This is a genomic window from Novipirellula methanifontis, assembly GCF_052161655.1.
GTDB lineage: Bacteria > Planctomycetota > Planctomycetia > Pirellulales > Pirellulaceae > Novipirellula.
Genome location: NZ_CP197418.1, coordinates 5,655,201 through 5,681,811, shown reverse-complemented (window position 1 = coordinate 5,681,811; position 26,611 = coordinate 5,655,201). Strand labels below are relative to the sequence as shown.

Genomic DNA, 26,611 nt, shown 5'->3' with positions numbered 1-26,611 from the left:
TACGGATACATGAATCTAAAACAACATCGCAATTGTGACGGCATCACCCGCCGCGACGGACTGAAACTCGGTCTCCACGGTTTGATCGCCGGAGGGTTGGCCGGTGCGCTACGTGCGACATCCGCTTACGCCTCGGAAACCCCGCCGTCACTACTGAAACGACAAGCGGACGCTTGCATCCTGATTTGGATGGATGGGGGGCCGAGTCATTACGAAACGTTTGATCCGAAACCTGAAGCACCGATCGAGATTCGAGGCAAATACGAGCCGATCGCAACGCAAACTCCCGGCGTCCATTTTTCGGAACCGATGAAACGGTTGGCAGCAATTTCGGATGATTTGGCAATCGTCCGTTCGATTCGGCACGATCAAGGCAATCATGGCGCGGGCAATCATTACATGATGACCGGTGCACCACCGCGAATCCCCGTGGGCTGCGGTGCGTTTGTCAGCTTTCACCCGAGTCTGGGAAGTGTGGTGTCGCACCAAGTCGGTGCCCCGGATGGCATTCCCGCCTACTTTTCGATCCCCAGCATGTCTCGCTCGGGTGGGCCGAATTTCCTCGGCGCCAAGCACGCTCCGTTTGTGGTTCCCGACAATCCGAACAGCTCGTCGTTTCAAGTCCGTGATGTGACGATCCCAAGCGGGTTGACCGACCAACGGTTCACATCGCGTCAGGACATCCGCAATCAGATCGACAAATTGCGACGGATCAAGGACGCGGCAGCTGGCGATCCCGTCATGGCAGCCGACGAGTTTTACGCGCAAGGCATGGAATTGGTCAGTAGCCCCCAATCGCAAGCCGCGTTTGACATCCACGCCGAGCCCGACAAGGTACGAGACGCCTACGGCCGCAACACGTTTGGACAGCAAGCACTATTGGCACGTCGCTTGGTCAGCGCCGGGGTGCCCTTTGTCACCCTAGTGCAAGGAGGTTGGGACCATCATACCGACCTGTTTGACGCCTATGACAAAAAGATGCCGTCATTCGAGGCGACAATCGCAGCGCTCGTGACTGATTTGAAGGATCGCGGCATGTTGGAGCGAACCTTGGTGATCGCGTTGGGCGAGTTTGGACGCACGCCAAAGATCAACGATCGCGGCGGACGCGATCACTGGTCTAACGCCATGAGCGTCATGTTCGCTGGCGGAGGAACCGCTGGTGGCCAAGTCATCGGAGCGACCGACCGGCACGGTTACGCGGCCGTCGAGCGAGTACTTTCGCCCGAAAATTTCGTCTCGACCGTCTACCGGAAGCTCGGCATCGATCCAGGACAAATGCTGCATTCGCCCGAAGGCCGACCGGTGCACTTGGTCAGCGACGCCACACCGATCTCGGAACTGATGAGCTGATGCGAAACCTTTTCAACTCACGCCCCACCGCCACATCATTTTCTAGCGGCGGAGCGCAAGCCCTCCGGTCGTCCCTTTCGTTTTTTGAAGTTGCGATTTTCAGTCACGGAGTGGCGGCAGGATGTAGCCTGGGGCGTAAGCCCCAGGAGAACGAAGCAAACAATGATCCGAAGCCCGGGAGGGGCGACAGAAAACTTACGCTTCTAGTTATGATTTCCCTAAACCGGACGCTCGCTAGAGTTTCTGGTGTCGCGTTCGTCTCGCTATTACTCAGCGCTGCCCTTTCCTCCGTTGCATCCGCCCAAGTGCAACTCGATCGCTTCTATCCTCCCGTCATCTCTGTTGGCAATAAAACGACTGTCAAAGCCGAAGGCAAATTTCCTAGGTGGCCAGTGAAAGCGGTCGTCGATCGCGATGACGTTGAACTGACCGTCGAAAAGGATTCGGGCCAACTCAGCGTCAATCTTTCCGCCAATGCCGCGCCTGGTATCGTCTGGGTTCGCGTCATCGACGAGACTTCCGCATCGAAGCTTGTGCCGTTATTGATTGAGCCCACGGCAACGCTCGAGGAAGTCGAGCCGAACCAGAAGATCGCCGAAGCCACTTCGGTCACTCTACCCAACGTGGTTTACGGTCGACTTGCCAAGTCTAACGAGATAGACACGTACCGTGTCCAGGTAACAAAAGGACAAACGTTTGTCGCAACCACGTTTGCCCATCGACCGCTGGGTTCCCCAATGGACGCCGTAATGCAGTTGGTCGATGAGCAGGGCAACGTGATCGCTCAAGCCGATGATGACCGAGGAATCGACCCACAATTGGTTTACGTCGCTGATGAAGACCGCGAGCTCTTCGTACGGATCTTTGCTTTTCCCGAAGTGCCAACGGGCACGATCGGCTATGCCGGTTCCGCTTCGTTTGTCTACACCATTCGGATGACCAACAACGCCTACGTCGACCACGTATTACCACTCGTGATCCCCGCGAATGCGGTGTCATCCGACAGTACCGCGTTCGGTTGGAACTTGCCGCCTAAGTACGATCTGCAACAGCGGGCTGCGACACAGCACTCGCCTCTGATCGCACACATTCCTTCGACCCTCGGATGGCAATGGCAAACGTCGCTACCGCATGACGCCGTCGTGATCGCGGAAACAGACGACGAAGAATTCGCGACCGCTCCGTCACTGCCGTGCATATTTTCAGGGCATATCAGCGAGCCGAACGATGTCGATCGGTTACGGTTCAAGGCGAAGGCGTCCACGCGGTACAAAGCAGTGGTGCACTCGCGAGCATTTGGGTTCCCGCTCGATTCACAACTTCGCGTGGTCAATGTTGCCGACGGCAGTGAACTGGCCAAGAATGATGACGTGTCGCGAGGCCAATACGACTCGGTGATCGAATTCACCAGCAAAGGCGACAGCGAATTAGAACTTCAGGTATCGGACCTGGTCGATGGCCACAGTGCACGCCACGCCTACAGCGTCGTGATCAGTGAAGCCTCACCCACCGTGGAACTGACGGTCAGCGAAGACCATTTCGCGACAAACAAAGAAGGCACCGTTGAGGTCCCCATCACGATTGCCAGGAAGCACGGTTATGCTGAAGAGCTGACAATCACTGCAGAGGACTTGCCCGAAGGGATCCGCGCCGAGTCCGTCGTCTCCCAGACAAAAGGCGACACGTCGAAGTCGGTCAAATTGAAACTCGTCGCCGACAAGAAGACGACCTTTCAAGGCCCCTTCCGAATTATCGCCCGCCTAACTTCTGCCGCCGATAAAACGCCACCCTCCACCACGTTCGCTGCAACGCACTCACTACAAGACGCGGTCACAACCGAAACCCTCTGGTTAACCGCCTCCGCCGCCAAGGATTGATAAGCGGTTGCAAACCGATTTAGCAAACGTTCGGAAATAACTTTGCCATTTCAAAACGTTTCCCGAATGACATGAACCCTCCGGTGGCGTTTGGGCCGTTCCGCTAGAGATTCTACTGGAATGGGCGTAGGTCGACCGCCAGCTTTGGAGGTAGTGGACGAGGCTACGAGTCCCAGCGACTTATTGGCACGACGGGACTCGTAGCCTCGTCCACTACAGAGAAAACACTTTACCCGCGTGATTTGTAACAAAACTCAAATGACGAAATGTTTTCCGAACAGTGCCTTAGGGCGGACCGCGAAAACTTTGGGCTTGTAGTGATTTTTGGTTGCGCTGGTTTTCTGCCACCTCTCCCCCAACTGCGTCTGGGGCGAGGTGACTGCGGAGGATTGGCGGAATAAAACCTAGCCTACAAAATCCTCGGTCATTGTCGCTCGTTTAGCAGTTCGTTCATCAATCGTCCGTGTACTCGGCTAGCGGATTGCTGGTAAAGACGAGCCGCTCGCCGTCCGGCGAGACTCCGCTGCTGAAGTTTTCGTGATATGGATTTTGACCCGGTATTAGTTGGTCGGGTTGCAATGGATCGCGAGGAACCAATACTAATTGGTGCCCCCCGGTATCGTCGTTACGTCGAGAAACGAAGATACGGTTTCCATCTGGATGCCAGCCTAAATCGCAAGTATAGCGACTGCCTCGCCGTAGTACCGTTAAACCTTGGTCCGAGCCCGCCGTGTTGACGACGACAATTTGGTATTCGTTGTCGGCTTTTGATTTGCCGCGAAATGCGAATTCGCTGCCATCGGGCGACCACGCTCCATTCCACTGGATCTCGCTGAACAGGTCGGCGTGGGGGCCAACGAGCAGCGGAGCAGGTTCATCGCTTGCCACATCCATGACATAGAGATTTTGCACAACCTTTCCATCAAGCGGCATGTAGTCGATAAATGCGTATCGCTTTCCGTCGCGTGATACTTTGATCGAATGGCCGCTTCGCCTCACCAATTGCCGATCGCTGCCGTCCACGTTCATTGTCATCAGCCCGTCGTTGCTGGTAAACGCCAAGCGTTTTCCATCAGGGAAAAATGTCGGCATCGATCCCTGGCCCAAGTCGCGTTGGTTGGTACCATCGGAATTCACCAAAATCACGTGCGAACTTCGAAAACCATGGTTGAACGTATCAAAAGCGATTTGGGTTCCATCGGGCGAAAACTTTGGCGATCCGTGGCCGCCAAGCCCTGGGATATCCCTGGCGACCTGTCGATCCTCTGTCCCGCCAACATTGACAGAATGCACCCTGCGAAACTGTTTTTTTGATCGATCGGTTAGCAGAAGCTTGTCGGCTCGGATTGAAAACTGCTTTAGATTGACATTGAGTGCTTGCCGATTGGCCGAGGAAACAGCGACCTTTAACCCCCAGGTTTTCGTTGGCTTATCGCCTGTCTCGAAACTTGCGATGACTTGGTAGTGATCCGACGTGCTATCGCGGCACAACAGATGCGTCATCATCCCACGCCGTGCGATACGTAGTCCGGTGTAGCCGTCATCGCTAGAGACCGTTTCGCGAAACCTTTCTTTGTTGTCGCGAACACCACGGGCTTGCAGTGACGAACCTCCGTTGGCGTTCGTTCTATAAATGATTTGCAGTTCAAGTTTGTCTTCGGTTGAAAACGGCACGACCAGCCGCACTTCGCCGGCTTCTCCCTCAGCGGATCGCACAGGGTCTAGTTCAGCAGTCACATCAAAATCACCCAGCAATTGCAGCTGGACAGCAATCTCTGCAGGAGTTTTGGGATTGGATGTTTTCGAGATCGCGATTCCCTGCGGTTCGTATCGGAGCGTTGCCCCACCGTCGCGAACTTTCAACAGTCCAATATTCGCGGCCATGTCCGACAGATCCGGAGCAAACGTCGCAGGCAGTTTATTCCGCGTGTCATCCAACTGCGGTACCAAATCGGGATCGGTGTCCGGTTTGGAAAACGTCTTCATCACGCTGCTTGCCAGAGCAATCATTTTGCCATCACGCGACCATTCGCCGCCGGCGACCGCAGCGATGCGGCGTTTCTCGAGCAGCGGATGTTCACACGGACTTCCATCGCGGTGGATCATGAACATCGACATGCTGCCGTAGGCTGGATCGCTGTCGCTGTACATGATCCGGTCTCCGTCGGGGTGACAAGCGATATTAGCGTAGTTGCCGCCCGTCAACAGGGTCTCAAAGAGTTGCTGGGATCCATTGACGCTGACGACCGCCAACTCACGTTGGCCGGTGTGGTGATTGCTACCCACGAAACAAAGTTCTTTGCCGTCGGCGGACCAATCGAAATTCCAGTAGATTTGTGAATAGCGTTCTGCGAGGGGGCCTGTCAGCAACGCTCGCTTCTGATTCGTTTTTAAATCGAGTATGAACAGATTGTGTCCTTTCGCGTCATGGTCGGTAAAGGCAACTTGGTCGCCGAGCGGCGAAATTTGGATGCCCCATCCGGATCGGCTGATGACACGACGGTTGCTGCCGTCAAGATTCATCATCATCATCCCCTCGAGCGACGAAAACGCGACTTGTTTACCGTCGGGGGTAAAGGTCGGCATCAAACCCAGCCCCAGGTCACGTAGACCAGTACCGTCAAAGTTCACAATAAAGATGCGGGCTGACCGCGAGGAACCGGTCCACGTGTCAAAGGCAATCTTTGTCCCGTCGGGCGAAAACTCCGGCGATCCATGGTTGCCCAAGTCGTCTATGCCTTTGGTGATCTGTCGGATCTGGTTGCCGTCAGCGCTTGCAACAAAAATTCGGTTTTCACCGTCCGTTGCTCCAATTTGTGATAGCTGTTCGGAACGAACTTCAATCTTTCGCCAATTCACCGTGGCAAGCTCGGCACGCTGTGCTATGGTCACCAAACGCATTTTCTGGGTCGGTGTGTCTGGTACGTCATAAGTTTCAAGGTGACGAAATTGCGAACTTGTATCATCCTTGATTAATAGGTGCAAACGCTTCCCTCGACGCGCAATCCGCATCGTTCCCGATGTCGATTCCCATCCCAAGGGTTTATTCACGACCGTCGGTCCTCCATTGGGGTTTTCCGTTTGCAGCACCGAGTTGATGACTCGCTTGCCACGACCGTGTTCGTCGCGAGAGAGACGGGCGCTTACCGCATTCGCAGAGACAAAGGGAACAATCAATCTGGCCATCGCCACTTCGCCCGACTGCACCTTTAGATCGCTGTAGTCCAACGAGACATCGAAATCCCCTTGCATTTGCAAATTGCAAACAATCGAGGACTGCGTCCACTTGTCCGGACTACGGATTGCAAATGAAATCCCTTCGCTGGAACTAGCAATGGTCGCATTCTGTTGCCCCTCGATCGCGAAGAATTCACTGGGCAACCCATCGCGTGTGAAGTCGTGTGCAGATCTCGACTCCAATTGATCACGCGTGGCATCGAGCTGTACCACCGTCTGATCCGCAAGCGGTTGGCGATCCAGCGTAGGCACCTCCGACGGCCAATCACCACGAAGCACCACCTCTTTCACACGCGCCGACGACTGATCTGCGTAATAGAACAGCCCAAACGTGCGAACGGTGTTGGCATCAACTGGACCGACATAGATGGATTGGTCATTTAACTTCAATTCGATCGTGTTACCACGAACGATGATCTCCATCGCGTTCCATTCGTTGTTTCGCAGCAGATCGCCCGGAGCCGTCCGCTGACCTTCAGAAACCTCCCGGCGATTCATTTTGTTGGCAAATGTTTCGTCGTATCTTCCATCGGTAATCGAGTGCACTGCAACGCCATTTTGTTCCAAGAGAAAGGCGGTTCGATCTATCGCCGGATGGACCGTGGTTTCCCCCTCGGAATAAAAGAACTGGTAACGGATCGAAGCATCTTCGCATACGGGACGCTGGTAATACAGTAACTGCTCATCCCCGGTTCCCGGAGACTTCGTACTTCGTTGACCAACGATCTCGCCATCCTGCCAGTGCCAAGGCACATGTTCGCCTGTCACATCGTGATGGTAATAAGACCGCCAACCGGCGCTTCCCTCGGTATCAAGCCGCACCGCCTCTGGAATCGTGGCATCGCCGGCAATTCGCAAGTCGAGCAAGCGAGTCGACTGTTTGTACACCTGACGAATCGCGATCCAAGGAAATCCCGGCTGAACAGGCTGCTGCAAGACTTCGCGGCCATTGGCAAACACCGTGCACACGCCGTTTTTCACCGAGAAACGTTGATGCAGTAAAAGGCCTTCGGCTGACAAATCAGGATCGATTTTCGTCAAGGTGAGTGGGCCATCGATCGGACCGTTTCGAATGTTCCATCTGGAAATCTGGTAGCACTGCCCGCCAAGCAAAACCTGACATCCCGTGTTACTACGGAGTGAGTACTGAAATTCGAACTCAAAGTCGCCTTCGAGCGGATAGCGATAAAAGATTTGTTCGATTCCGTGGCCGCCAATCGCATGAATTCGCCCTGGCTTGGCAATCCAAGTCGCTTTGCCGCCGCCGGCTAAACGCTTCATTGCATCGACTGGTGAGGATGCAACCCAAAACGGAGGTTCGATTTGCGGTAGGTCCACGTCCTCGGCCTGAATTTTAACCTCAAGGAATTGCAAGACATTGAGCAATTCGATTCCAATTGCATTCGCATCGTTGAATGCCGCAGGTTTTAGAATCGTCAACAGATCCGCTAGCACGCTGGCAGCATCGGTATCATCCGCAAAAGCGTGGGCCACCAAGACCTCGGGCCAAAGTTGATCGGGCGTCTGGTTCGGTTCTTCACTCACCAATTTGTAAAGCGTCTCGAGACTCTCGTGAGCGTCATCAATGTCTGCTTGGGCCGCTTGAACCAAAGCCAACATTGCAGCACGAGCTCGCTTTTGCTGGAGCGTGTCGGCGGGACTCTGTTGGATCTTCGTCTTCAGTTCCGACAAACGCCCCAATTCACTCGCGGTTGAAATGAGTTTGGTCGCTGGGGCAATCAAATGATCACGTCGATGATGGTCGGCGTTGTGTCGATGTTCGCTAGCGTCTTCGCCGGCGTCCTGGGGAACGAAATGGCCATCGAGGCGAAAGGTCCGATGGGAGGATCCCGGCAGCACCCAGTCGGACAAAAATTCGTAGCGTTGTTCAGGCTCCATTTCACTTGCCAAACGGATGACTTCTCGGGTGTTCGATCGTAGAATCGCCTCCGGGAAAAGATCCGGTGCCGAATGCTGGGCGATTTGATCGGGGGTGCCCTCAGGTCGCAACCAATTGTCGACGTCGATTGTTTGTGGCCAATCGCCTCGCAACTTTGCCGCACGCACTCGAACCGTCTCTTTTGACGGATCGTGATAGAAACCGATCCGCGTGTCATCGAGCTCGTCAATCGCTCGTTCGTAGATCAACGTATCGTTAAGGGTTACACTGACTTTGTCATCAGTGCGTTTCAACACAACATGGTTCCACTGATTGTCCCGCAATGGTAACGGCCGGGGCCCTCGCCGTGCGAGCGGTTCCAGCAAGGCATTGTCAGCCGGTAGTCCCGTCCAGTCGAGTTCTCCGTCGGTGACCCAGTGGACCTTCACCCCGGTTGGCTCGATCAGAAACACGAGTTTCCCAAGTGTGGGATGGACCACTTGATCACTGGACGAAAAAAACTCGTATTCGAATGTTTCCTGCGTCAGTAACGGACGCACGTAGCGGAGTAGACGTTGGCGTGGAGGCGAATCCGTTTGCACGCTTTGCAGCACTCCTTCGTTGACTGTCCACAGGGCGTCGTCTGTTTGCTCTGCATACGTCGACCATCCATTTCGCGAGTTTTCGCCGATCATCGAAACCTCGCGGAGCACCACCGGGGATCCCGACAGTTTGGGGTTGCGATAGCGATGGTTCGGCATGCCCTCGCCGTGCAACAACAACCAAGGCGACGTATCGGTCGTAGCAGCATTACGAACCGGGTGCCCGTTGACCCAAAAACGAACCGTATCGGATTGCTTCTCAATGGCACGATGATTGAGCTCGAACCGACGATATCCCTCCCAGCCCACGTCGAGTCCTCCATAGCCCACGTGATTCGCATCGCGACTACCGCTCGCAAGCTGCTCAATTTCAAAGCGAAAATTTCCGCTAATGGGATATCGGTACAGGATCGACGACGGTCCAGCGGTTGCCTGCGTCAGATGCCCTTCATACATATACCAAAGTGAATTTCCAGGCATTCGTATCCAATCCTGATTTAGCAGAGAGGATTTTATATTTGGCAATGCACCAGAACGCAGCTGGATTTCGCGCGACAGCTGTATAAGCGACATCGGGACCGAATCGGATTCGTCCAGTAGAGTCGCAATGGTATCGACAAGTACGGCGTGTGATTCAGAGTTTGCGGCGACGGCGGCAACAATGACAGCTTGCATTGCGATGGAATCGGGTTCTGTTTTCAATCGTTCGATCCAAGCGTCGTTCCGCTCCTCGATGGTCGTTGCATCCACCCCCCGTGCCCCGGCGATCGATAGCAGGAGAGTGAGATAGTCTGCGTTTGGGCCCGTCCTCAGGTTCATTTGTTGAGTCAACTCGTGCAGGCGTCCGATTTCTTTGGCGGTGCTAACGAGTAACCATGCCGAGCTGAAAAGCCCTTCAGCCTTTCCGATGCTAGGAGTTGCAAACACATCGGATTGGGGACGTCGTCCGATCGCGCGAGCGAAATCACGGGGCGGAGCATCAACGTTGCAGATGCATGCAAAGCAAGCGACATTTTCCGTCGCTGATTCCGGAAGCGTGTAATCTTTGAGTATTTCGTAACGTTCGTCGGCGGACATTTGCAGCAAGTGCCGGTTGATCGTTGCTGCCCGCGCGCCGAGCTTCTCCGGCTGCGTCGGATCGAACGTTGCAACCGATTCGCGGAGTGCTTGCACGAGATTCGCGTCATCGATTGCATCGAGGCTTAGGCTCTGAGCCTGAACTAGACTCGCAGACAGAGTGATTAGAAAAACGGGAAGGATTCGGTTCAAGAGAAAATTCCACCTAAGGGGGTTCGATTTGCGAGTGGGATTTGACTATTCATATTCGAGGTGTTTCCTATCGAATTTTAACGCTGATAAATCGGTAGCAAACCGTAGGCGGGTGTCAGCGCCAAAATTGCCAGCGAAGTGCTATAGGTCTGGCCAAAATGCTTTTCGTTGGCGCCGCCAGCTGGCCATGCGCCGCTATCGGATTGTTCCTCGAGCATGCCGGCGGCAATTTGTGGAAAGATCTGATCCCACGCGTCACCGCCGACTTGTGCCATTGCTTGGCTGCTGTAGTAGCTGGCCAAATAGTAGTAGTTATTTTGCCATGGATTGGGATAAGCACGGCTACGGAACCATCGTACTGCAGTTGCGACCCCTTCGTGGTCTTGGCGTCCGCCCAGGATCAACGTCAGTGTCGCAGATGCGGTATTGGCAAGAGAAATTTGCGGATTGGTTGGTTGCGACTCGACGGGTCGGTATCGAAAAACTCCTTTTTCGTGCTGCGACAGGTCGCGTTCGTAGCACCGCTGGACAAAATCTAAGCCTTCATCAAAGTACTGTTTGGGGACATTAAATTCGGCGTTCCGTGCAGACCGCAGAAACATCAACGCCCACCCCGTCACCGACATGTCGGACGATGCCGTCGGGCTTTCGGGATATCCGTACCGCCATCCGCCGATGTCGGCTTCGGCTGATTTTGTTCGCGATTGCACCTCGCGATGGTAGATCAACGCCCGATGAATTGCCTGTTCAATTTGTTCGGATCGTTCGCCTGAGCACATTCCATAGACTTCGCCAAGCATCAGCCCAGCAATCGAATGGTTGTAAACAACAGTTTGCGAGGGCGTCAGATGTTGTGCCGGAGGAATGACTGGCAACAGAGAAAAGTAGCCGCGTCGCCGCTGAGTGCTCAGCACAAAGTCGATCCCCCGTGTGATGTTCGCGCCATACGGTCCTTGATCAGGCAAATGACCACGCGATAGAAACGCCATGATCGCCATCGACGTAACAGCGGGTTGAGCGATCTCGTCGCTGGGAAATCGACCATCTTCGGCTTGCTGGCTAGCCAACCACTTTAATCCGCGGTCGACCGATGACTCAACTCTCGCCCACTGGCTGGCCGGAAGCGCGGCACTCAGATTCGTGTTCGTTGCGATCACCGAACCGGCGTCTTGTTGCCCATGGACCTGTTCCCCCAGGATTGCCCCCAGCAGAAAACAGAGTGCCGTTAACAACACCAGCTCGCCGATGCAACGTGCACTCGCCTTGATTGAGTCCCCGGGAATCGCGACATCGATGATCCATCGACATCGGTCGCCGATTCGTAAATTGCTAGTCTTCATCGATTGTTTGCATCAGTTCGCGAATTTGGTCTTGGTATTGTTCGATGGCTTTGCGGTAGGCCGCCGGCGGTTGTTTGCCGCGAACCTGCCATAACCCATCATCGAGTGTGGAAAGCAGTTTGTTCCATTGTTGATCGGGAATCGCTTTGCCTGCGGAGATCGCTCGCAGCAACCCCGCAGTCTCGTCCGACTGGACCATTCGCTCCCACGCGGCTCGGTCGCGATTTTCTTCGTTGGAAAGATCGACCATTTTCTGAACATCTTCGGCGAGCTGTTCTAAGCGGCGGCGTTGAGCTTCGGTTGTATTCGGATCGTCTCGTTGTTCTTGGATTTCGACCAACGACTTTTCGAGCATCTGCTGTGTTTTCTTTGCTTCTTCGCGTTTCTCGCGTTGCTCGTCCGACAGTTCCTGCGGCTCAGGCTTGTCTTGCTTTGCCTTTTTAAGAGATCGCTTCATTTTCATTGCTTCTTTGAGCCGAGCGGCAGCGGCTTGTCCCGAATCACCGAGCGCACCGGCAGCGTTTTCCTGCCAAAAAACCGAATCCGCAATCACACGCAGATTTTGCGGGCGATTGGGAATACCTAATTGGGCTGCGATATTGGGCTCGCGTTCGAGTCGTGCTAAGAATTCATCGAGCGTGGGATCGCGAAGGTCGGCAATATTCGGATTTTGCACATCGTATTGGTCTAAGGCGTCGACGACGGCGCGACGCATCTTATCGAATAACTGTTCCGCTTCGATCAATCGATCGGTGGCAAGTTGTTGTTGGCGAGCGGCGGAATCGATTTGCATCTGGCCTGCGCGAAACGCTGCGGCGGCTTGATTGAACGTGATCGTTTCCATCAACCGATGCAACTGTTCGATCATGACAATGATCTCATTGGGGATAGGTGATTCCGTCAACCGCTGGAACTGACCCTCCAGTTCGGTCTTCATATCGAGCATTTCAACGCGTAGCAATTGCGTCTCGACCGCAATACGCTGCTGTTCCGTTTTCACGATCCCCGAATAGGACTGTTCCGCCAAACTTTGGCTCAGTATCGCCCAGGCGTCCGCTTGATCGGCGACCGTACGTGTTTCCAGCATGCGAGGTTCGACATAGTCCGTGATCGCTTCCACTCCCTCGTTTTCAAACAACAAGCGATCAAGTGTTGCTGAGAAACGGTCGAATTGGGCGACCAACGTGCGAGCATGGCTAATCAGGGGCGATCGATCCTCCACTTTCCCCGCAGCCGCGATCACTTTGTCCGCATCAAAGCTAATCGAACGAGCGAGGCTCGCGATCTGTTTCGCTTGATGAATCACATCCGCGGGAGTGCCGACGGCGGCATCAAGCTCCAGCGGCATTTGCTTTTCAATTCGTTCGGCTAGTTCCGCAGCATCTTTGGCCAACTCCGTTGCCGAGTGTAGACGCAATTCGACGATGATCGTCCACAAATCCGGTTTTTGGCTTTCATCGATCTGCAACCACCCCATCACTTCTTCGGTAGCATCATATTGTCGCTGCGAGATATCGGACAAACGGTCACGCAACGAGTTTCGACGGCGTTTGACTAATTCGAGATATCGGGAAAGGAGTCGCGGGTCATCCCCGAGCATTTGAGCGAACTCGTCCATCATCTCGCGACGCAGCTTGACGACTTCCGCGAAGCGATCGAGGTATGCTTGGTCGACTTCGATGACCCCCATTTTGCGTTCGAGCGGATTGCGATTTTGTCGCGATTCCCGCATCAAGGTCCGTCGCTTCTCGATATAGATCTCGTACATTGTGACGGTGTCGTCGAGTGAACGTTTCAATTTCTTTTCCTGAACGACTCGGTCATAGCGTTTCAGCAGAGCATCCAATAACTCTCTTGCTCGGACCACATGTTGAAGCGACACTGTGGCATCCGCGTCGCTGGCGTTGGGTCGTTGGATGGCGGCAAACACACGGTCTCTGGCCGGGGTAACGTGGGTACGCGCGATGTCCACCATCTGCAGCCCGACAAAGGCATATTGATTCTGTTTCGTTTGCTCACGCAGCTCGGCAACATACGCCTCGATGTTCCCCAGTCCGAGATCGAGCCGCCTGAACTGTTCCGCACGATCCGCATCCGCGATTCTGTGGTCGAGTAATTGCATCAGCCCCGTTTCAATCTCGGCGAGCATTTTGTCGATCGTGACAACGTTATCACGCACCTCCATTTCTTCGCCGGGAAGATCGTTCGCCTCTGCTATCGCGGATAATCTTGCGGTAATCTTCAACCGTCGTCGTCCGGTCATCGTGTTTTGGCCGCTGCGACTGCGTTGTGGCTCGAGTGAAGACTTGGCAGGGGGCGGTGGCGGTGTTTTGCTGGCGGATGGTGAAGCGGGAACATTCGCCAGACTGGACGCCGTCGGCGACGCTGCAGCGTCTCGTTCGTTCGGCTTGGGCATCGCAGCCGCGGGGTCCGAGTCACGTTTTCCAGCCGCTTCCTCAGTGACGACTTTATCTTTATTTGCTGTGTCATTATTTGCCTTGTCTTTCTCGGCCTCGTCTTTTTTGCCAGCGTTCTTGTCCGTTGAACTTGTGTGCCGGTTTTCCGCGGTTTGATCACGTGGATCGCCGGCATTCATTTGTGGCGAGTTCGTTGCTTTGGCGTCCTCACGAGGCGAATCGTCGTCCGATGTTTTCGCGATTCGTTCGGATGAGGACGCTGTCTCCTTTGCTGGCGAGATATCTTTCAAGGGTTGCTCTGTTTGGGACTGCTTCGCGATGGCTGCAGCATCCTTGCCGGTTTCATTCGCCACGGGTTGAGGCTTCTCGGATTGCTTGGCATCGGAAGCCGGTTGTGTTGGCATCCGATCAACGTCATCGCGGTCTTGACGGGCTACACCTTGTTCGTTCGCTTTTGGCGACGCCGCACTGTCTTTGGCGATTGCATCCTCAGGCGTTTGCTTCCGCATCTCTGCGATCCGAGTCTCTTCTTGGTCGGCTGCATTCGGATTCGACGGCGGCGCCGGCGAATCAGGCGTGGAGAGCTCAGCGAAGGGAACTTTGCGATTGTCGGTAACTCGGACCGCGTAACTGATCTCGCTTCCTTCAGGCAAATTTAACTCTTTTAAATCGAGCTGCGTTTTCCCCATCACATGCTTCTGCATCTTCTGATTGCCGAGCGGAATCTGTTTAACAGCGACTACTTTCGGGTTTCCATCGGCGTCTTTCTGCGTTTCGTCATAGACGACAAGTTCGGCGGTGGCGATTCCGTGATCATCGTGAGCTTCGAATTCGATCTCGATCGTTTCATCGACCGCAACCGCCATCTCATCGGTGGGGCTGACCACGCGAGCGACAGGGGCTTTGTCCGCGATAACATCAATCCGACAGAACGTTTTTCGTTGGTTTGTTAAACCATCAGGGCTCTGTAACACCGGACGCAGCACGACGTCGTCAATCAGTTGCATGTGAAATCGGTACCATCCATCCGTATCCGCAACTAGATCTTGCTCCGTCTCATTCGCAGCTTGTCCATCCGAGTCGGCATCGCGAGACGATTGTTTGGGTGCGGAAAGTGAAATCGAAAGGCGTTGCAGAGTTTCGAGCGGCTTGATCGCCAAATCGAGCGTGCTGCCTTGAACGACTTTGATGCGTCGCGGGATCAGGTCGCGGTGCACGCTCGGGCGATCGGTGTACTCGGGGTATTCGATCGTGAATAACAACTCCGCAATCTCGGGGTAATCGATCGCCTGCACTTGATGCCAATCCGTTTGTGCGTCACCCGAGCGAATGCGGTAGCTCAGCGATTCGTCGATTCGGATCGGGTGCGAAAACTGATCTTTCATCTCCTCGTCGGGTCGCAGCCGATGTGTCTGTTCGTGTCCCTCGCTGTCTCGCAGCGTCAATGTCGCGGTTGATCGACTCAAACCATTCTGCTTTGTAACCAGTTGGATGGTTTCGCCGCGAGGCACTCGCTGGTCACCGGTCACGACGGACAACTGCGTCGCGGTGACGTTGGATGTGGGTGCCCAAAAACGCTGTAACAAGATTGACATTTGTTGCGGGCTGATCGCAATCATGGCGACAAGGATGATGCCAATCATTCCCGCGACAACGAGTGGCTGGCGAAGCGGCACGGGCGAGGCTATCGCATGGGGTCGGACAATTCGCTCCATCGCGATCGCTTCGCTAGTGACTTGGGCCGCCATCGCCTTGGCAGTCGCCGAATCACCTGATTGGTCTCGCGTCGACAGACTTGTGACCGTTGACCAACGCTCTTCTAATTGCGGGATGCCAACATCAACGGCACTTGCCGCGTGATGCCACCCCAGCGACCGACGAATCGGGCTGATCCCCATCGCAATGACGGTGACCGCCGTTGCGATCAATGTCCCCGACGTCAGCAGGAGTCGCACCAGCGGATCGATGAACGGAAACGACCAATCGAATACCATCGATAGAATCATCAATGAAACCAACACGGACCCTCCAATCAAAAGGGCGCGAATTGCTGCGAAGATCGCGTGCCGCCATCGAACCGATCTTAGCTTGGCCGTCATGGCGGAGGGTAACGGATGCGTTGAAATTGAAGCTGACACGATTACGAAAGCCCTCTCCACTTACGAACAATCCATTCGATTTGTAAACATCCAAAAACTAGCCACAGATACCGCCATCGAAGCCACAATGGTTGACGTTGCACCCGGTGGGTGACGACAGGATCCAAATTGGTCAGTTCGATAATTTCGCTCACTGCGGTGGGCGGCAGAACCTGGCCGCCGGTCAATTCGGCAACTTGCCCCGCCAGCACGCGATTGCACCGCGTATCGACAAGCTCCGTTGGCAAATCGGCCTGTACCGTGAACGTGGCTGACGCGATTTCAGACGAGGACTCGGCTGCATCGATTTCTGCGAGTGAATCAACCAAGCTTCCACCCGGCTGAGCCTGATAGACACCCGGTGGCAACGAGCGAATATCGGCTCGATAGAAACCTGGTCGCTCCACATCGGCCGCCAGTGGAACCAATCGCTCGTCCTCACCCGAGATCAGACGCAGATGCAGCACGTCGGTTGCATCGCTATCCTCGATCACGGGGTTGCCTTCGGCATCAAGCAATTCGACTTCAACGTCCACGCTCTGGTTGGTTTCGTAAAGCGTTTTGCTGGTGCGAATCCGTACCGAACGGTTACCCGCAGACAGATCCGACGCAATCGCCCAACGCATCAATTGACCCCAAAAACGATAATGTAACTGATCGCCACGCAGAAAACGCAAACGGTAGGTATCCGGACCGGCTAGATAGACCACGCGGCCTCGCCCCACCGGTTGCCAACACAAAAACGTCGAATCGGACAGCTCGGCATCACTTGCGTTGGGGCCGAGGTCACGGGGGGCCGCCGCGATCAAACTGCGAGCCGTTGGCAGCGGCGACCGCCAACGCGAGACTTTATGAAGCGGTGAAAAACGATTAACAAAGTCCCATGCATCTCGTGTCGCCGAGTCGGTTTCGCCGATCATCAGCGCCACGTGCGATCGTCCCTGCTCGGTCACACGAAAGGAATATTCGCGATTAAGGTCGTCGGCGTCTTCGATCGGCCGAACCGGGATTGCGGCGGCTAGCGGATGGTCCACATAAGCCTGGGGCATGGCAGAATCGCCAGCAATCATGATCAAAGTGCCACCGCGAGTCCGCAAGTATTGTAGTAACGACTCTTGCGATTGGGCTGGGAAATGGTCCGTCTGAATGTCGCCCAAAATGACCACGTCGTATTGATCCCAATCGTCAACGGTGATCGGGAACGTTTTCGTTTCCTCACGACGACCGGTTGCGATTACACGAGGATGGTACAGCAGTTCGTCGACTTCGACCTTGTCATCGCGGCGAAACAATTGTGCAAGATAGCGATATTCCCAGCGTGGATGCTCGTCCGCAAGTAAGACTTTGATGTCACTCCGCGTCACATTGATCTCAACTTCGCCGAAATTGTTTTCCAACGTCATTTCGCCGTCGAGCGGTTCTGCGGCGATCTGAAACGTTGCCGTCCCAATCTCGGAGACTCGTTGGTCAAAGCGAACCCGCTGGCTAGCGGAATCCGAGTCGATCAGCACATTGCGAAAATCGATCACTTGTCCGTCCTGCATGAGTTGCACGATGTAAGTCTCACCCAAGCACTGGTACGCTTCCAATTGGGCCTCGATTACCACTGCGTCGTTTCGCATCGCAACGCTGGGAGCACTGGTCGAAATTAAATCGATATCCCGCAGTCGCGACGAGTTGCCAATGGGAATGACGTAAACGGGTGAACCTTCCATCTGTGTCGCGATTTCCGTTGGCTTACGATCGCTGGCGTGATTATGCGCGACGTCCGACAGTACAAAGGTTGCTGCGACCGGTTGGTTTTGCCGCATTCGGTCCACATGCCGCAGCCCAGCGGACAAATCGGTCAGCTTTGCCAAATCATCGCGATCCGCCAATTCACTCAGGAACAACTTCGCTTCGTTGTCGCTGGATAGATCCCGCGGTACGTCATCAAAGAAGCTCCAGTGAACGTCTGCGGTTTCTTTGATCGAATCCAAACTCGAATCACCAAGCTGGTTTAAGAACGAGGCGACACGCTGACCGCGGGCTCGGTTTTGAAACGTTGCTGAGGCGACCACACCGGGGTCACGCCACGCCGACGCATTCTTGGACAGTTGCTCGGCAAGCTCGACCGAAACGCGCCTCGCAATCGCGGTTCGCCCCACCAGATCGGTAAGTCCTTCACGCCAACCGGCTTCGGTCGGAGTGCGATCTCGCTGCAGCGTTTCGGCAAGATCAACCAACGCATCGCACTCGGGGCTGTTCAACAGCGTGGATAACCTAGAAAGCAACGGGGTGACTGCGTCCGAATCCAGCACGTCGGCGGCTGTCCCAACGTCCCGGATTTGATCTAAATGCATCCTCGATCGCGTGATCGCCTTGCTGGCCAATTGAACATGTTCTGTCACCCGACGTTCGCCACCATGTTTTTCGAGCTCGCTGATCGCGGCGGACAATTCGCGATGGGCAATGCCAAGTGCAGCGATTGTCCGATCAGCAAGTGCGACGGCTTCGATGAGCGACGAGTCCGAGTGCTCCGTGTCATCCGAGATCGCCCAACGCAAATCGTCCGCGGTTCCGACTGGATCCACCGTCGCCATACTGGCACTTACGTCGGACAAAATCACCACCGCTTTCTTGGTCGATGTCGATTCTTCCAGAACACTTGTGGGAGCAAGCAACATCCAAAGAACCGCGGCCACGGCGAAAACACGAAGCACCAAGAACAGAGACGTGGTCTTCACGCCTAATATGCGTCGTTCGCGAACCAAGGCCCATAACATCACAGCGGCGCAGAGCAGCGTTACTAAAACAATCAGCGGCAGATTGAACGGGTGTTCCAACGCTATATATTGCTGGGTGGTGGTTTCAGTGGCTCCCATCGCTCAATTCACCTCCGAGGGTGTTGCGTCAACGAGAGAACTGCGATCCCGCGAGTTCGTTTGCTCTGTGACCGTATCGCCAATCGTCACACCCAACGTCGGGGCATCCATTTCGGAAAACTCGGGGATCCCCGCGATGCCAAATCGCTCACGAGCCAGAATGCCGGAAAGGACCAGTTCGCCCGTGATCAGCAAAATTAATCCGATAAGAAGATAGGGCCACAATGGATCGGATTGCGTCGACGCCGTCGCGGACAATCGTTCGATCGACGGGTTTGCGGTGGTCGATGCCGCAATCTGTTGAACCGCATCGGAACCGAGGGGTTCCAAATTTGATTCACTGGCGTCTCGTAGCACTTGAAAGGGAATCGCTTGATCAGCGAGCCCGATTTCCAATTCGTATTCACCCGGCAACCGAGTGCGGCTGGAGCGAAATTCGAAGCCATTGTCACGTTGATTGGCGGTCAACTCGATTGCGTCCCCATGCGGTGTTCTCAAAATCGCCGTCGCCGCGTCCTGGTTGGCTTGCCCCGCCCCCTCGGAATACGGTATCCGCAACACGATGGGCTCACCGGGTTGCAGGTTGTACTGGGTCGCGCGCGGCTGCGCCAAATAGTCAATCCAGTCACGAACCATCACCACGAACGACTGGGTTCGTGCGAGATCACTCCACTGCAGTCGTAGCGGAACCGCTTGGACGATCACTCGCCCCCGACCGACAAAGTTCTCCGCCGCCAAAGGCTGTCCGTTGCTGAGGTTGAGTAGCACCGATAGTGATTTGCTATTCTCGCTCGTAACGAATTGGAAGCGGCGCCGGATTACCGCGTCGGCTAAATCAAGCTGTTTGTCATCGGCCAATTGGCGTGTCGCCGGGTGCGTGCTGCGAAACGGATCGATTCGGGTGCGGCGGGTTACCGGCTGATCGGCGTCGGCCGGATCCGCTGCGTCGTCAGCACCATCCGCGTCGACGATGCGGTCGATCCTCAACGGCGACAGCCCGCTGGCGTCCGCAAACAGCGAGTGATTGAAGTAATCGACGTCCGTTCGAGGGCCAAGTCCGATCCACAAACCGCCTCCATCGGAGACAAAATCGGTCAGTGTCTCAACGACGTCATCGTCCAACCGCGTCAGGTTGGGAATCACCACGACACGCTGTTCGGAAAGATCCATCGTCGCCAACTCTGCGGGCGAAACGAGCGTCGGCACGTAGATCGAATTGTCACTCAGCGGGACACCATCAATCCACCCCAACGCCGCTTGGACAAAGTAGGAATCCTGCTGCATCTCGGCGAGATCGAAGGCATTTTCGACAATGACAACCGGGACGCGGTCAACGACTTCGACCACCATATTAAAATGATTATCCGCGATTAAATCATCCGAGTGCTCCAGCCGGGAACTAACGCGGTACGTCCCCGGTGTCGCAAACGTATGCTCCCAATTCACCTCCAACGACTGTTGTGCGTCAATGGAGTCGATTGATTGTTGATCTTGTTCGACCCCGTTGATCTTCCAGTGAAGCGGAGCGCCGGAAAACGGAGTCGTATCGTAATTATGCAGCCGAGCTGTCATCGTCACCGGCTGGTCTACGCCCACGATCGTGCGGCGAATCATCATTTGATCGACCGCCACGTTCCCTTTGGATACGGCTCCCTGGGAACCAGACATGTTCAACGTGTCCAGACGCACGGTTTGGATTTCGGTACGGATCGGTGACTCGTTCAAGACTTCGCGAAAACGCTTCCAACCCGCTTCGTCTTCCAGGCCCCAATCGGCAGCTTGACCGTCCGTCAAGACGACAATGCGACGCGAGGATTGCGTCGGTTGATGTTCGGCCTGAACCGCAGCGAATAGCGCCGCCAAAAGATCGCTGCGGCCTCGCGTGGCTTGCAGTTGCTGTAATTCGGAATTGATCCACTGTCGGGTTCGTCGATCGCTTCGGACCGGTCCCGCCCCACTCCACATCGGATAGGGTGCGGCGGTCAAGACACGGACATCATCTGAGTTCGGCAAATCAGTCACCATCTCGATGGCACGATCGATCGCACTGCCAATCATCGTTCCTGAAGGATCCGTACGTAGCATCGACATCGAATTATCGACGATAAAAATAGTCTCACCCCGTTCGTTTCCTCCCAAATACCCGGACGGCAACAAGGGACGCGCGAGTGCGAACACGAGTGCGGCGATCGCCAAACAACGCATCAGCAAGAGCAGCCATTGTTTCATCCGACGGGCACTGGTTTTTCTCGCTGATGCCTCCATCAAAAACTGCATCGCGCCCCACTGGATCACCGTGTTGCGGCGTCGATCAAACAGATGCAGCAATAGCGGAGCGGCAGCCAGAGGCAGTGCCAATAAAAATGCAACGCTCAGGAAACTCATCTTCGTTTCGCTCCCTTGCGTGCCATGCGGTTCCGCAGAAACCAGCCGAGCGTGTCGGCCAAATCGACGGCGGTGGTCAAGCGGACATAGTCGCCACCAAGGCCCACCACGTTTTCTTCTAATTCCGCAACGAAGCGTCGCATCCGTTCCAAATATTGCTGCCGCACGGCAGGTGGATCCAAATGAATACGCTGCCCCGATACTTCTAATGACTGAAAGGCCGACCATCGGCGAAAGTCAAACGTCAACTCTTCGGGTGCCAGCACATGCATCACTACCACGTCATGTCCGCGAGCACGGACAATTCGCAGCGCTGTGGCAAGTTCCTGCAGATCGCTAAAGCAATCCGAGAACAGCACAAACAATCCCCGCCGTCGTTGTCGGGCTGCACAATGTTGGATTTGCTTGCCCAAACTACCCACGTCAATGCTGCCCGCCTCGCTGGGCTGAGCTGATTGCAGCGTCGCTAAGATCGCTCGCAGATGAGCCGCATGCTGTTTCGCTGGTACGAATGCAGGATTATTGTCGTGCAGAATCGTCAATCCGACAGCATCACGTTGGTGCAACAACAGTCGCGCCAGACAGGCCGCGGCTTGCTTGGCGTACTCAAGCTTACTCTGAGTCGACAAGCCAAACTTCATCGATCCGCTTGCGTCGATCGCCAACATCGCATGCAAATTTGTTTCTTCTTCGAATTGACGAATGAAGTAACGATCGTTCCTCGCATAGACCTGCCAATCGATTTGTCGGACCTCGTCACCGGCGGCATATTGCCGGTGCTGTGCGAACTCGCAGCAACCCCCTTTGGTCGTTGAGCGATGCTTGCCCGCTAACAACCCATCCACGACACTCCGCGACAACAGTTCCAAATGACCAATTTGATCCAACACTCGCGGGTCGACCAAATCGCCGTAGGGCGATGGTGACGCAGCGGGCCCCGGTGTGAGGTCGGTGGGCGGACGACGGCGAAAACGGGTGAACATGAAGTGGGGGTGTCGGGGGTGAAAATCGTGAGAGGAAACGAGAAAGCATCGTCGGAACAATAAGCGATGGGAGTTGCGTAGTGGATCTTGCTAAAGATCCCGTCTGCATGGGATCTTTAGCAAGATCCACTACGTCAGTAATTGTTCCGACGGTCCTTAGCTGCTGTTCGCAGTATGATTCTTTTTGCTTAGTGACGGCGTTTGCTCGATGATCCTGTTTAGTACCGAGTCCGCATCGACTCCCGCGGCCTCGGCATTGAATGTCAAAATCACGCGGTGTCGGAGCACCGGTAAGGAGACTGCGATTAAGTCTTCGGTTGTGGCATGACAGCGGCGATTCAGTAACGCACGCGCCTTGGCGGCCAATAAGAGAGAGATCGTTGCACGTGGGCCTGCACCCCATTGCACCAAATTCTGCAGCTCGGGTGACATCGTTCCCTCTTCGGGACGCGTGCCGCGAACCAAATCGAGAGCCGCGTTATAGACGTGGTCGGCAACGACAACGCTGCGGACCAATGATTGCATCCGGTGGATCTGGTCTTCGTCGAGCACTTTGACAGTCTCGAACTTGTAATCCGTGGTTTGCCGACGAGCAATTTCCATTTCTTCATCACGACTGGGGTAGGCGACGTGAATTTTCAGCAGGAAACGATCCAACTGTGCCTCGGGCAAAGGGTATGTGCCTTCGGTTTCAACTGGATTCTGAGTCGCCAAGACAAAGAACGGATCGGGAAGCGAGTAGGTCTGGCCGCACACTGTCAACTGTCGCTCCTGCATCGCCTCGAGCAACGCACTTTGCGTCTTGGGTGGAGTCCGATTGATCTCGTCGGCCAAAATCACATTTCCAAATAAGGGCCCTTCGACGAACCGGAAGATTCGTTTGCCAGTCGTATGATCCTCTTCCAATATCTCGCTGCCCGTGATATCGCCGGGCATCAAATCGGGGGTGAATTGCACGCGGCGAAACGTCAAATCGGTCAACGAGGCCAATGTCGCCACCAACATCGTCTTGGCCAATCCAGGCATGCCCTGCAGAATACAGTGACCGCGGCACAGCATTCCGATTAACAACTGCTCCGCCACTTCGTGCTGTCCTACGATGACTCCGGCCAGTTGTTCGCGAAGTGCCGTCAATTGCTGATGCAATTGGTCAACCGCTTGAGCCACGTCGATCGATTCTTCGTTGCTGTGGTTGAGCGGTCCGTTGGTACTCGGTTTTGTCATTTCGTCAATTCGATTTAACATGATATTCTTATTAGTTTGACTTCTGCGGGTTTATTTATGGGGCTTTGAACTGCAATGCTTCTGCCGCGCTAATCAGTCCGTCGGCATCGGCATCGAGAGCCGAATACTGTTCATCTAAACCGGGAAACTCGTCACGTGTCAGATCGTTGTCGCCATTGCGGTCCATCCGGACAAACCAATCCGGTGGCGAGATCGACGGCGTCGACTCCGCTTGCTTGAAACGCCTAAGCCCGGCCAGTTCGCCATGCACCGTTGGCCCCAGTCCCAGAGCCACGCGGATCGGCGATTGTGTTTCCTGCAGCGACAATGCACCGTCACCATCCTGGTCAAATTGGGAAAGTCGCTGTTCGAGTTCTCGCAACTCGCGAATCGTAAAGCGTCCGTCGCTATTAGGATCCAGCATTGGCAGCAGAGGATAACCGTCGACGACGGCGCCCAATGAGATCTGGTCTGACTGCGAATTTTGTACAGCCGAAAATTGGATGGTGGTGCCACCCACGTTCACGTCGATTCCATCGGACGTTGATGACGCCGCGACGGTGGCCTGCAGATCCGCCGAGGTCGCGACAATGCTCAGTTTCGACTTACTTGCGTTGGCAGTGACATATTCAACCATCAGGTCGATGTCAGGCAATCGTTTTTCAAGGACGCTGATTTCCGAGTCGTCGATTCGGCCGTTTTGGTCCAGGTCAAAAGCAGCGATCGTTGCAAAAAGGCTTGCGTTGTCTCGCGTAATCTGTTGTACATCCGCGAGTAACAGCAACAACGGACGTTCGTAGGCCGAGTCGTCGGCATTATCTGCAAGCGAGCGGGCGGCGGCAGCGATTTCAAGGGCTTCGACAATGTCGTTTCGATTGGCATCGCACTTCTGAAACGCGGCGACCGCTTCACTACGTTCTGCAGCGGATACACGTCCGTCCCGATCGCGATCAAGGATTTGAAAAACAGGCCGCTCATTCGCTCGAAAGCTTTGAAAGTAGGGTTGCAACAATAACAGCGTCGGTCCATCGGTCCAATGATTCATCAACCAAGCAGCCTCGTCGGCGGCGACCGGTTCACCAGTGGCCTCGGCATACCGCCGCAACCATTCCCCGGATTCGGTGGTCAATTGATACGGTGCCGACAACGCCACCGGCGCTGCCGCAGCGGGATCCTCCGCCACACTCTCTGGGACCTCTGCTGATTCAGCATCGTCCGGCGGATCGCGAGATTCATCGTTCGTTTCGACTGTGGTCTCGGGTTCGCTGGCTGCGTCAATCGAATCGAGCAGCGATGCGACCTTTTTTCGACGTGTTTCGGTAAAAGGTGCACCATCGATCATGATTTTGGCACGCACTAAGATCGGAGTTGCAAGCTGGTTGGCTTTCGCGGGCTCGGTTGCGATCGTTGGCAGGCACAACAGAAACCGAATTTCGCCTTGATCGTTCTCCTGGCTGGACAAGAATTCACGACGATGGTATCGAGTTTGGTATTGGGGTAACCGTTCACCGGGAAGCGTGACCACGGGCGGCGCCGCAGTTGCCATCACGACCTCGTCTTCCGATGCCATTGAATCGGTTCTCGCATCGGATAGTAATTTTACCGTCGCTGAAACAGGCAATCCTGGCGGTTCGCTCGCGGTCAATTCGCTGGCGAATCCAAGCGATCCCGCGAACGCCGCCGTAATACAGATTCGAAATACGCCGATCATGCCAACACTTCCTTGATGACGGTGCCTTCGGAAATTGGGATCGGTCGACCGCTTGGCGACATGTTGCTTGGGGCACTGCCTAGCCCGAGTGCCGAACAGAGCGTGCTGAGTAGATCTTGCACTCCGATCTTGCCATCCACGACGTTCGTACCGTCTTCACTTGTTTTCCCATACGCTTGTCCGCCGGCAATACCGCCGCCCGCTAGCACGCTGGTCCAAGCGTTCGGAAAGTGATCGCGTCCGGCGCTAGGGTTGATCGCTGGCGTCCGTCCAAATTCCCCCATCCAAAGTATGGTTGTCGATTCGAGCAATCCATGATCTTGCAGATCTTGCATCAACGTCCCCCAACCATCGTCGAGTGTTTTGGAGAGGTCGGCTACGGCTCGAAAATTATCCGAGTGCGTATCCCAGCCGACGCCGCCACTGTTGGTTCCCAACGAAACTTCGACAAACGGCACACCGCGTTGAATCAACCGACGCGCCATCAAACAGCCCTGACCAAACACGTTCGCGCCGTACGCTTCACGCAGTTTCTTGGGTTCTTGCGATAAATCAAACGCTTTCGCGTCATCGCTGTGCATCAATCGCACCGCCCCCTCGTAGACTTCGTGATGCATCCCTGCTGCGCCTGCGGATCGCGACGAGACAAACTCGGATTGCAGACTCTGCCAAATTTTCAAACGCTGTCGCATACGTTGTTCGTCGATCCCGTCGGCGCGTCGCAGCGACTGCACCTCTAAGCTTGGAAACCCGTCTTCGTCATTGCCCACGGACCCGGGCACATCGCTGGCACCGACAAACAGTGGACCAAATCGTGGTCCCAGGAAACCGGGGCTAAAGGCATCTTGGTTGAACGCGCGGTAGGTGCCGATACTGACATTGCTTGGCAGCGTCATTTTCTCTTCAGCGAGCTGATTCGCCAGAGAAGAGCCGATACAGGGGTACTGAATCGGCCCCATCGGCTTGTACCCCGTCCGCATCAGATACGTCCCCCGACCGTGATCACCTTCCTTCGTCGACAGACCTCGCATGACCGCCAACTTGTCGCTCAACGCGGCTAACTTAGGAAGATGTTCGCTGAATCGCAAACCAGGAACCGCAGTTTGAATCTCTTTGAATTCGCCCCCATTTTCATGATCAGGTTTCATATCAAACGTATCGGTTTGACTCGGACCGCCACTCATCCACAGCAAAATACAGTGGCGACGCCGATTCGGATCATTGGCCAATGCCTGCGCCAATCCGGGAAACCAACCGCTGGCACTGACCGAACCGAAACCGGCTGCCATCGATTGCAGCATTTGCCGTCGTGAAAACGATTGGGGCATGGTT

Annotated in this window: 11 protein-coding genes; 2 read left to right on the top strand and 9 right to left on the bottom strand. The window is 55.1% G+C overall.

Annotation, left to right across the window (positions count from 1 at the left end; translation table 11 throughout):
* The first annotated feature begins 9 nt into the window (after positions 1-9).
* Positions 10-1,353 carry a DUF1501 domain-containing protein gene (locus SH528x_RS20610; protein ID WP_442505337.1) on the top strand — a complete coding sequence of 448 codons (1,344 nt, stop codon included), beginning with the start codon at positions 10-12 and terminating at the stop codon, positions 1,351-1,353.
* Positions 1,354-1,562: 209 nt separating this feature from the next.
* The gene (locus SH528x_RS20605; protein ID WP_442505336.1) at positions 1,563-3,230 is read left to right on the top strand and encodes a PPC domain-containing protein; all 1,668 of its coding nucleotides are present in this window, start codon (positions 1,563-1,565) and stop codon (positions 3,228-3,230) included.
* A gap of 453 nt (positions 3,231-3,683) precedes the next feature.
* Here SH528x_RS20605 and SH528x_RS20600 read toward each other — a convergent pair whose 3' ends face one another.
* The 9 genes from SH528x_RS20600 to SH528x_RS20560 all read right to left on the bottom strand — a co-directional run bounded on the left by SH528x_RS20600 (position 3,684) and on the right by SH528x_RS20560 (position 26,607).
* Positions 3,684-10,217: a DUF1583 domain-containing protein gene (locus tag SH528x_RS20600; RefSeq protein WP_442505335.1), complete on the bottom strand. Its 6,534-nt coding sequence runs from the start codon at positions 10,215-10,217 to the stop codon at positions 3,684-3,686.
* Between the two features lie 77 nt (positions 10,218-10,294).
* Entirely contained in the window at positions 10,295-11,557 is a 1,263-nt protein-coding gene (locus tag SH528x_RS20595) for a prenyltransferase/squalene oxidase repeat-containing protein (RefSeq protein ID WP_442505334.1), read from the bottom strand.
* On the bottom strand, positions 11,547-15,980 hold the full coding sequence (locus SH528x_RS20590; RefSeq protein WP_442505333.1) for a hypothetical protein: 4,434 nt from the start codon (positions 15,978-15,980) through the stop codon (positions 11,547-11,549). The genes SH528x_RS20595 and SH528x_RS20590 overlap by 11 nt, the downstream gene beginning before the upstream one ends.
* Positions 15,981-16,114: 134 nt before the next feature.
* A complete protein-coding gene (locus SH528x_RS20585; protein ID WP_442505332.1) occupies positions 16,115-18,976 on the bottom strand; it encodes a hypothetical protein in 2,862 nt (953 codons plus the stop codon).
* Between the two features lie 3 nt (positions 18,977-18,979).
* The gene (locus SH528x_RS20580) at positions 18,980-21,361 is read right to left on the bottom strand and encodes a BatA domain-containing protein (RefSeq protein WP_442505331.1); all 2,382 of its coding nucleotides are present in this window, start codon (positions 21,359-21,361) and stop codon (positions 18,980-18,982) included.
* Positions 21,358-22,344 (bottom strand): DUF58 domain-containing protein, encoded by a 987-nt coding sequence (locus SH528x_RS20575; protein WP_442505330.1) that lies wholly within the window; start codon positions 22,342-22,344, stop codon positions 21,358-21,360. Before SH528x_RS20575 ends, SH528x_RS20580 begins: the two co-directional genes overlap by 4 nt.
* A gap of 156 nt (positions 22,345-22,500) precedes the next feature.
* Positions 22,501-23,568, bottom strand: coding sequence for an AAA family ATPase (locus tag SH528x_RS20570; protein ID WP_442512148.1), 1,068 nt, complete (start codon positions 23,566-23,568; stop codon positions 22,501-22,503).
* A 55-nt stretch (positions 23,569-23,623) separates the two neighbouring features.
* Entirely contained in the window at positions 23,624-25,279 is a 1,656-nt protein-coding gene (locus SH528x_RS20565) for an EF-hand domain-containing protein (protein ID WP_442505329.1), read from the bottom strand.
* Positions 25,276-26,607: a DUF1501 domain-containing protein gene (locus tag SH528x_RS20560; protein ID WP_442505328.1), complete on the bottom strand. Its 1,332-nt coding sequence runs from the start codon at positions 26,605-26,607 to the stop codon at positions 25,276-25,278. Before SH528x_RS20560 ends, SH528x_RS20565 begins: the two co-directional genes overlap by 4 nt.
* Positions 26,608-26,611: the final 4 nt, after the last annotated feature.

Coding starts and splice junctions, on each gene's coding strand:
- SH528x_RS20610 (WP_442505337.1), top strand. CDS start 10: ATGAATCTAAAACAACATCGCAATTGTGACGGCATCACCCGCCGCGAC.
- SH528x_RS20605 (WP_442505336.1), top strand. CDS start 1,563: ATGATTTCCCTAAACCGGACGCTCGCTAGAGTTTCTGGTGTCGCGTTC.
- SH528x_RS20595 (WP_442505334.1), bottom strand. CDS start 11,557: ATGAAGACTAGCAATTTACGAATCGGCGACCGATGTCGATGGATCATC.
- SH528x_RS20590 (WP_442505333.1), bottom strand. CDS start 15,980: ATGATTCTATCGATGGTATTCGATTGGTCGTTTCCGTTCATCGATCCG.
- SH528x_RS20585 (WP_442505332.1), bottom strand. CDS start 18,976: ATGGGAGCCACTGAAACCACCACCCAGCAATATATAGCGTTGGAACAC.
- SH528x_RS20580 (WP_442505331.1), bottom strand. CDS start 21,361: ATGAGTTTCCTGAGCGTTGCATTTTTATTGGCACTGCCTCTGGCTGCC.
- SH528x_RS20575 (WP_442505330.1), bottom strand. CDS start 22,344: ATGTTCACCCGTTTTCGCCGTCGTCCGCCCACCGACCTCACACCGGGG.
- SH528x_RS20570 (WP_442512148.1), bottom strand. CDS start 23,568: ATGACAAAACCGAGTACCAACGGACCGCTCAACCACAGCAACGAAGAA.
- SH528x_RS20565 (WP_442505329.1), bottom strand. CDS start 25,279: ATGATCGGCGTATTTCGAATCTGTATTACGGCGGCGTTCGCGGGATCG.
- SH528x_RS20560 (WP_442505328.1), bottom strand. CDS start 26,607: ATGCCCCAATCGTTTTCACGACGGCAAATGCTGCAATCGATGGCAGCC.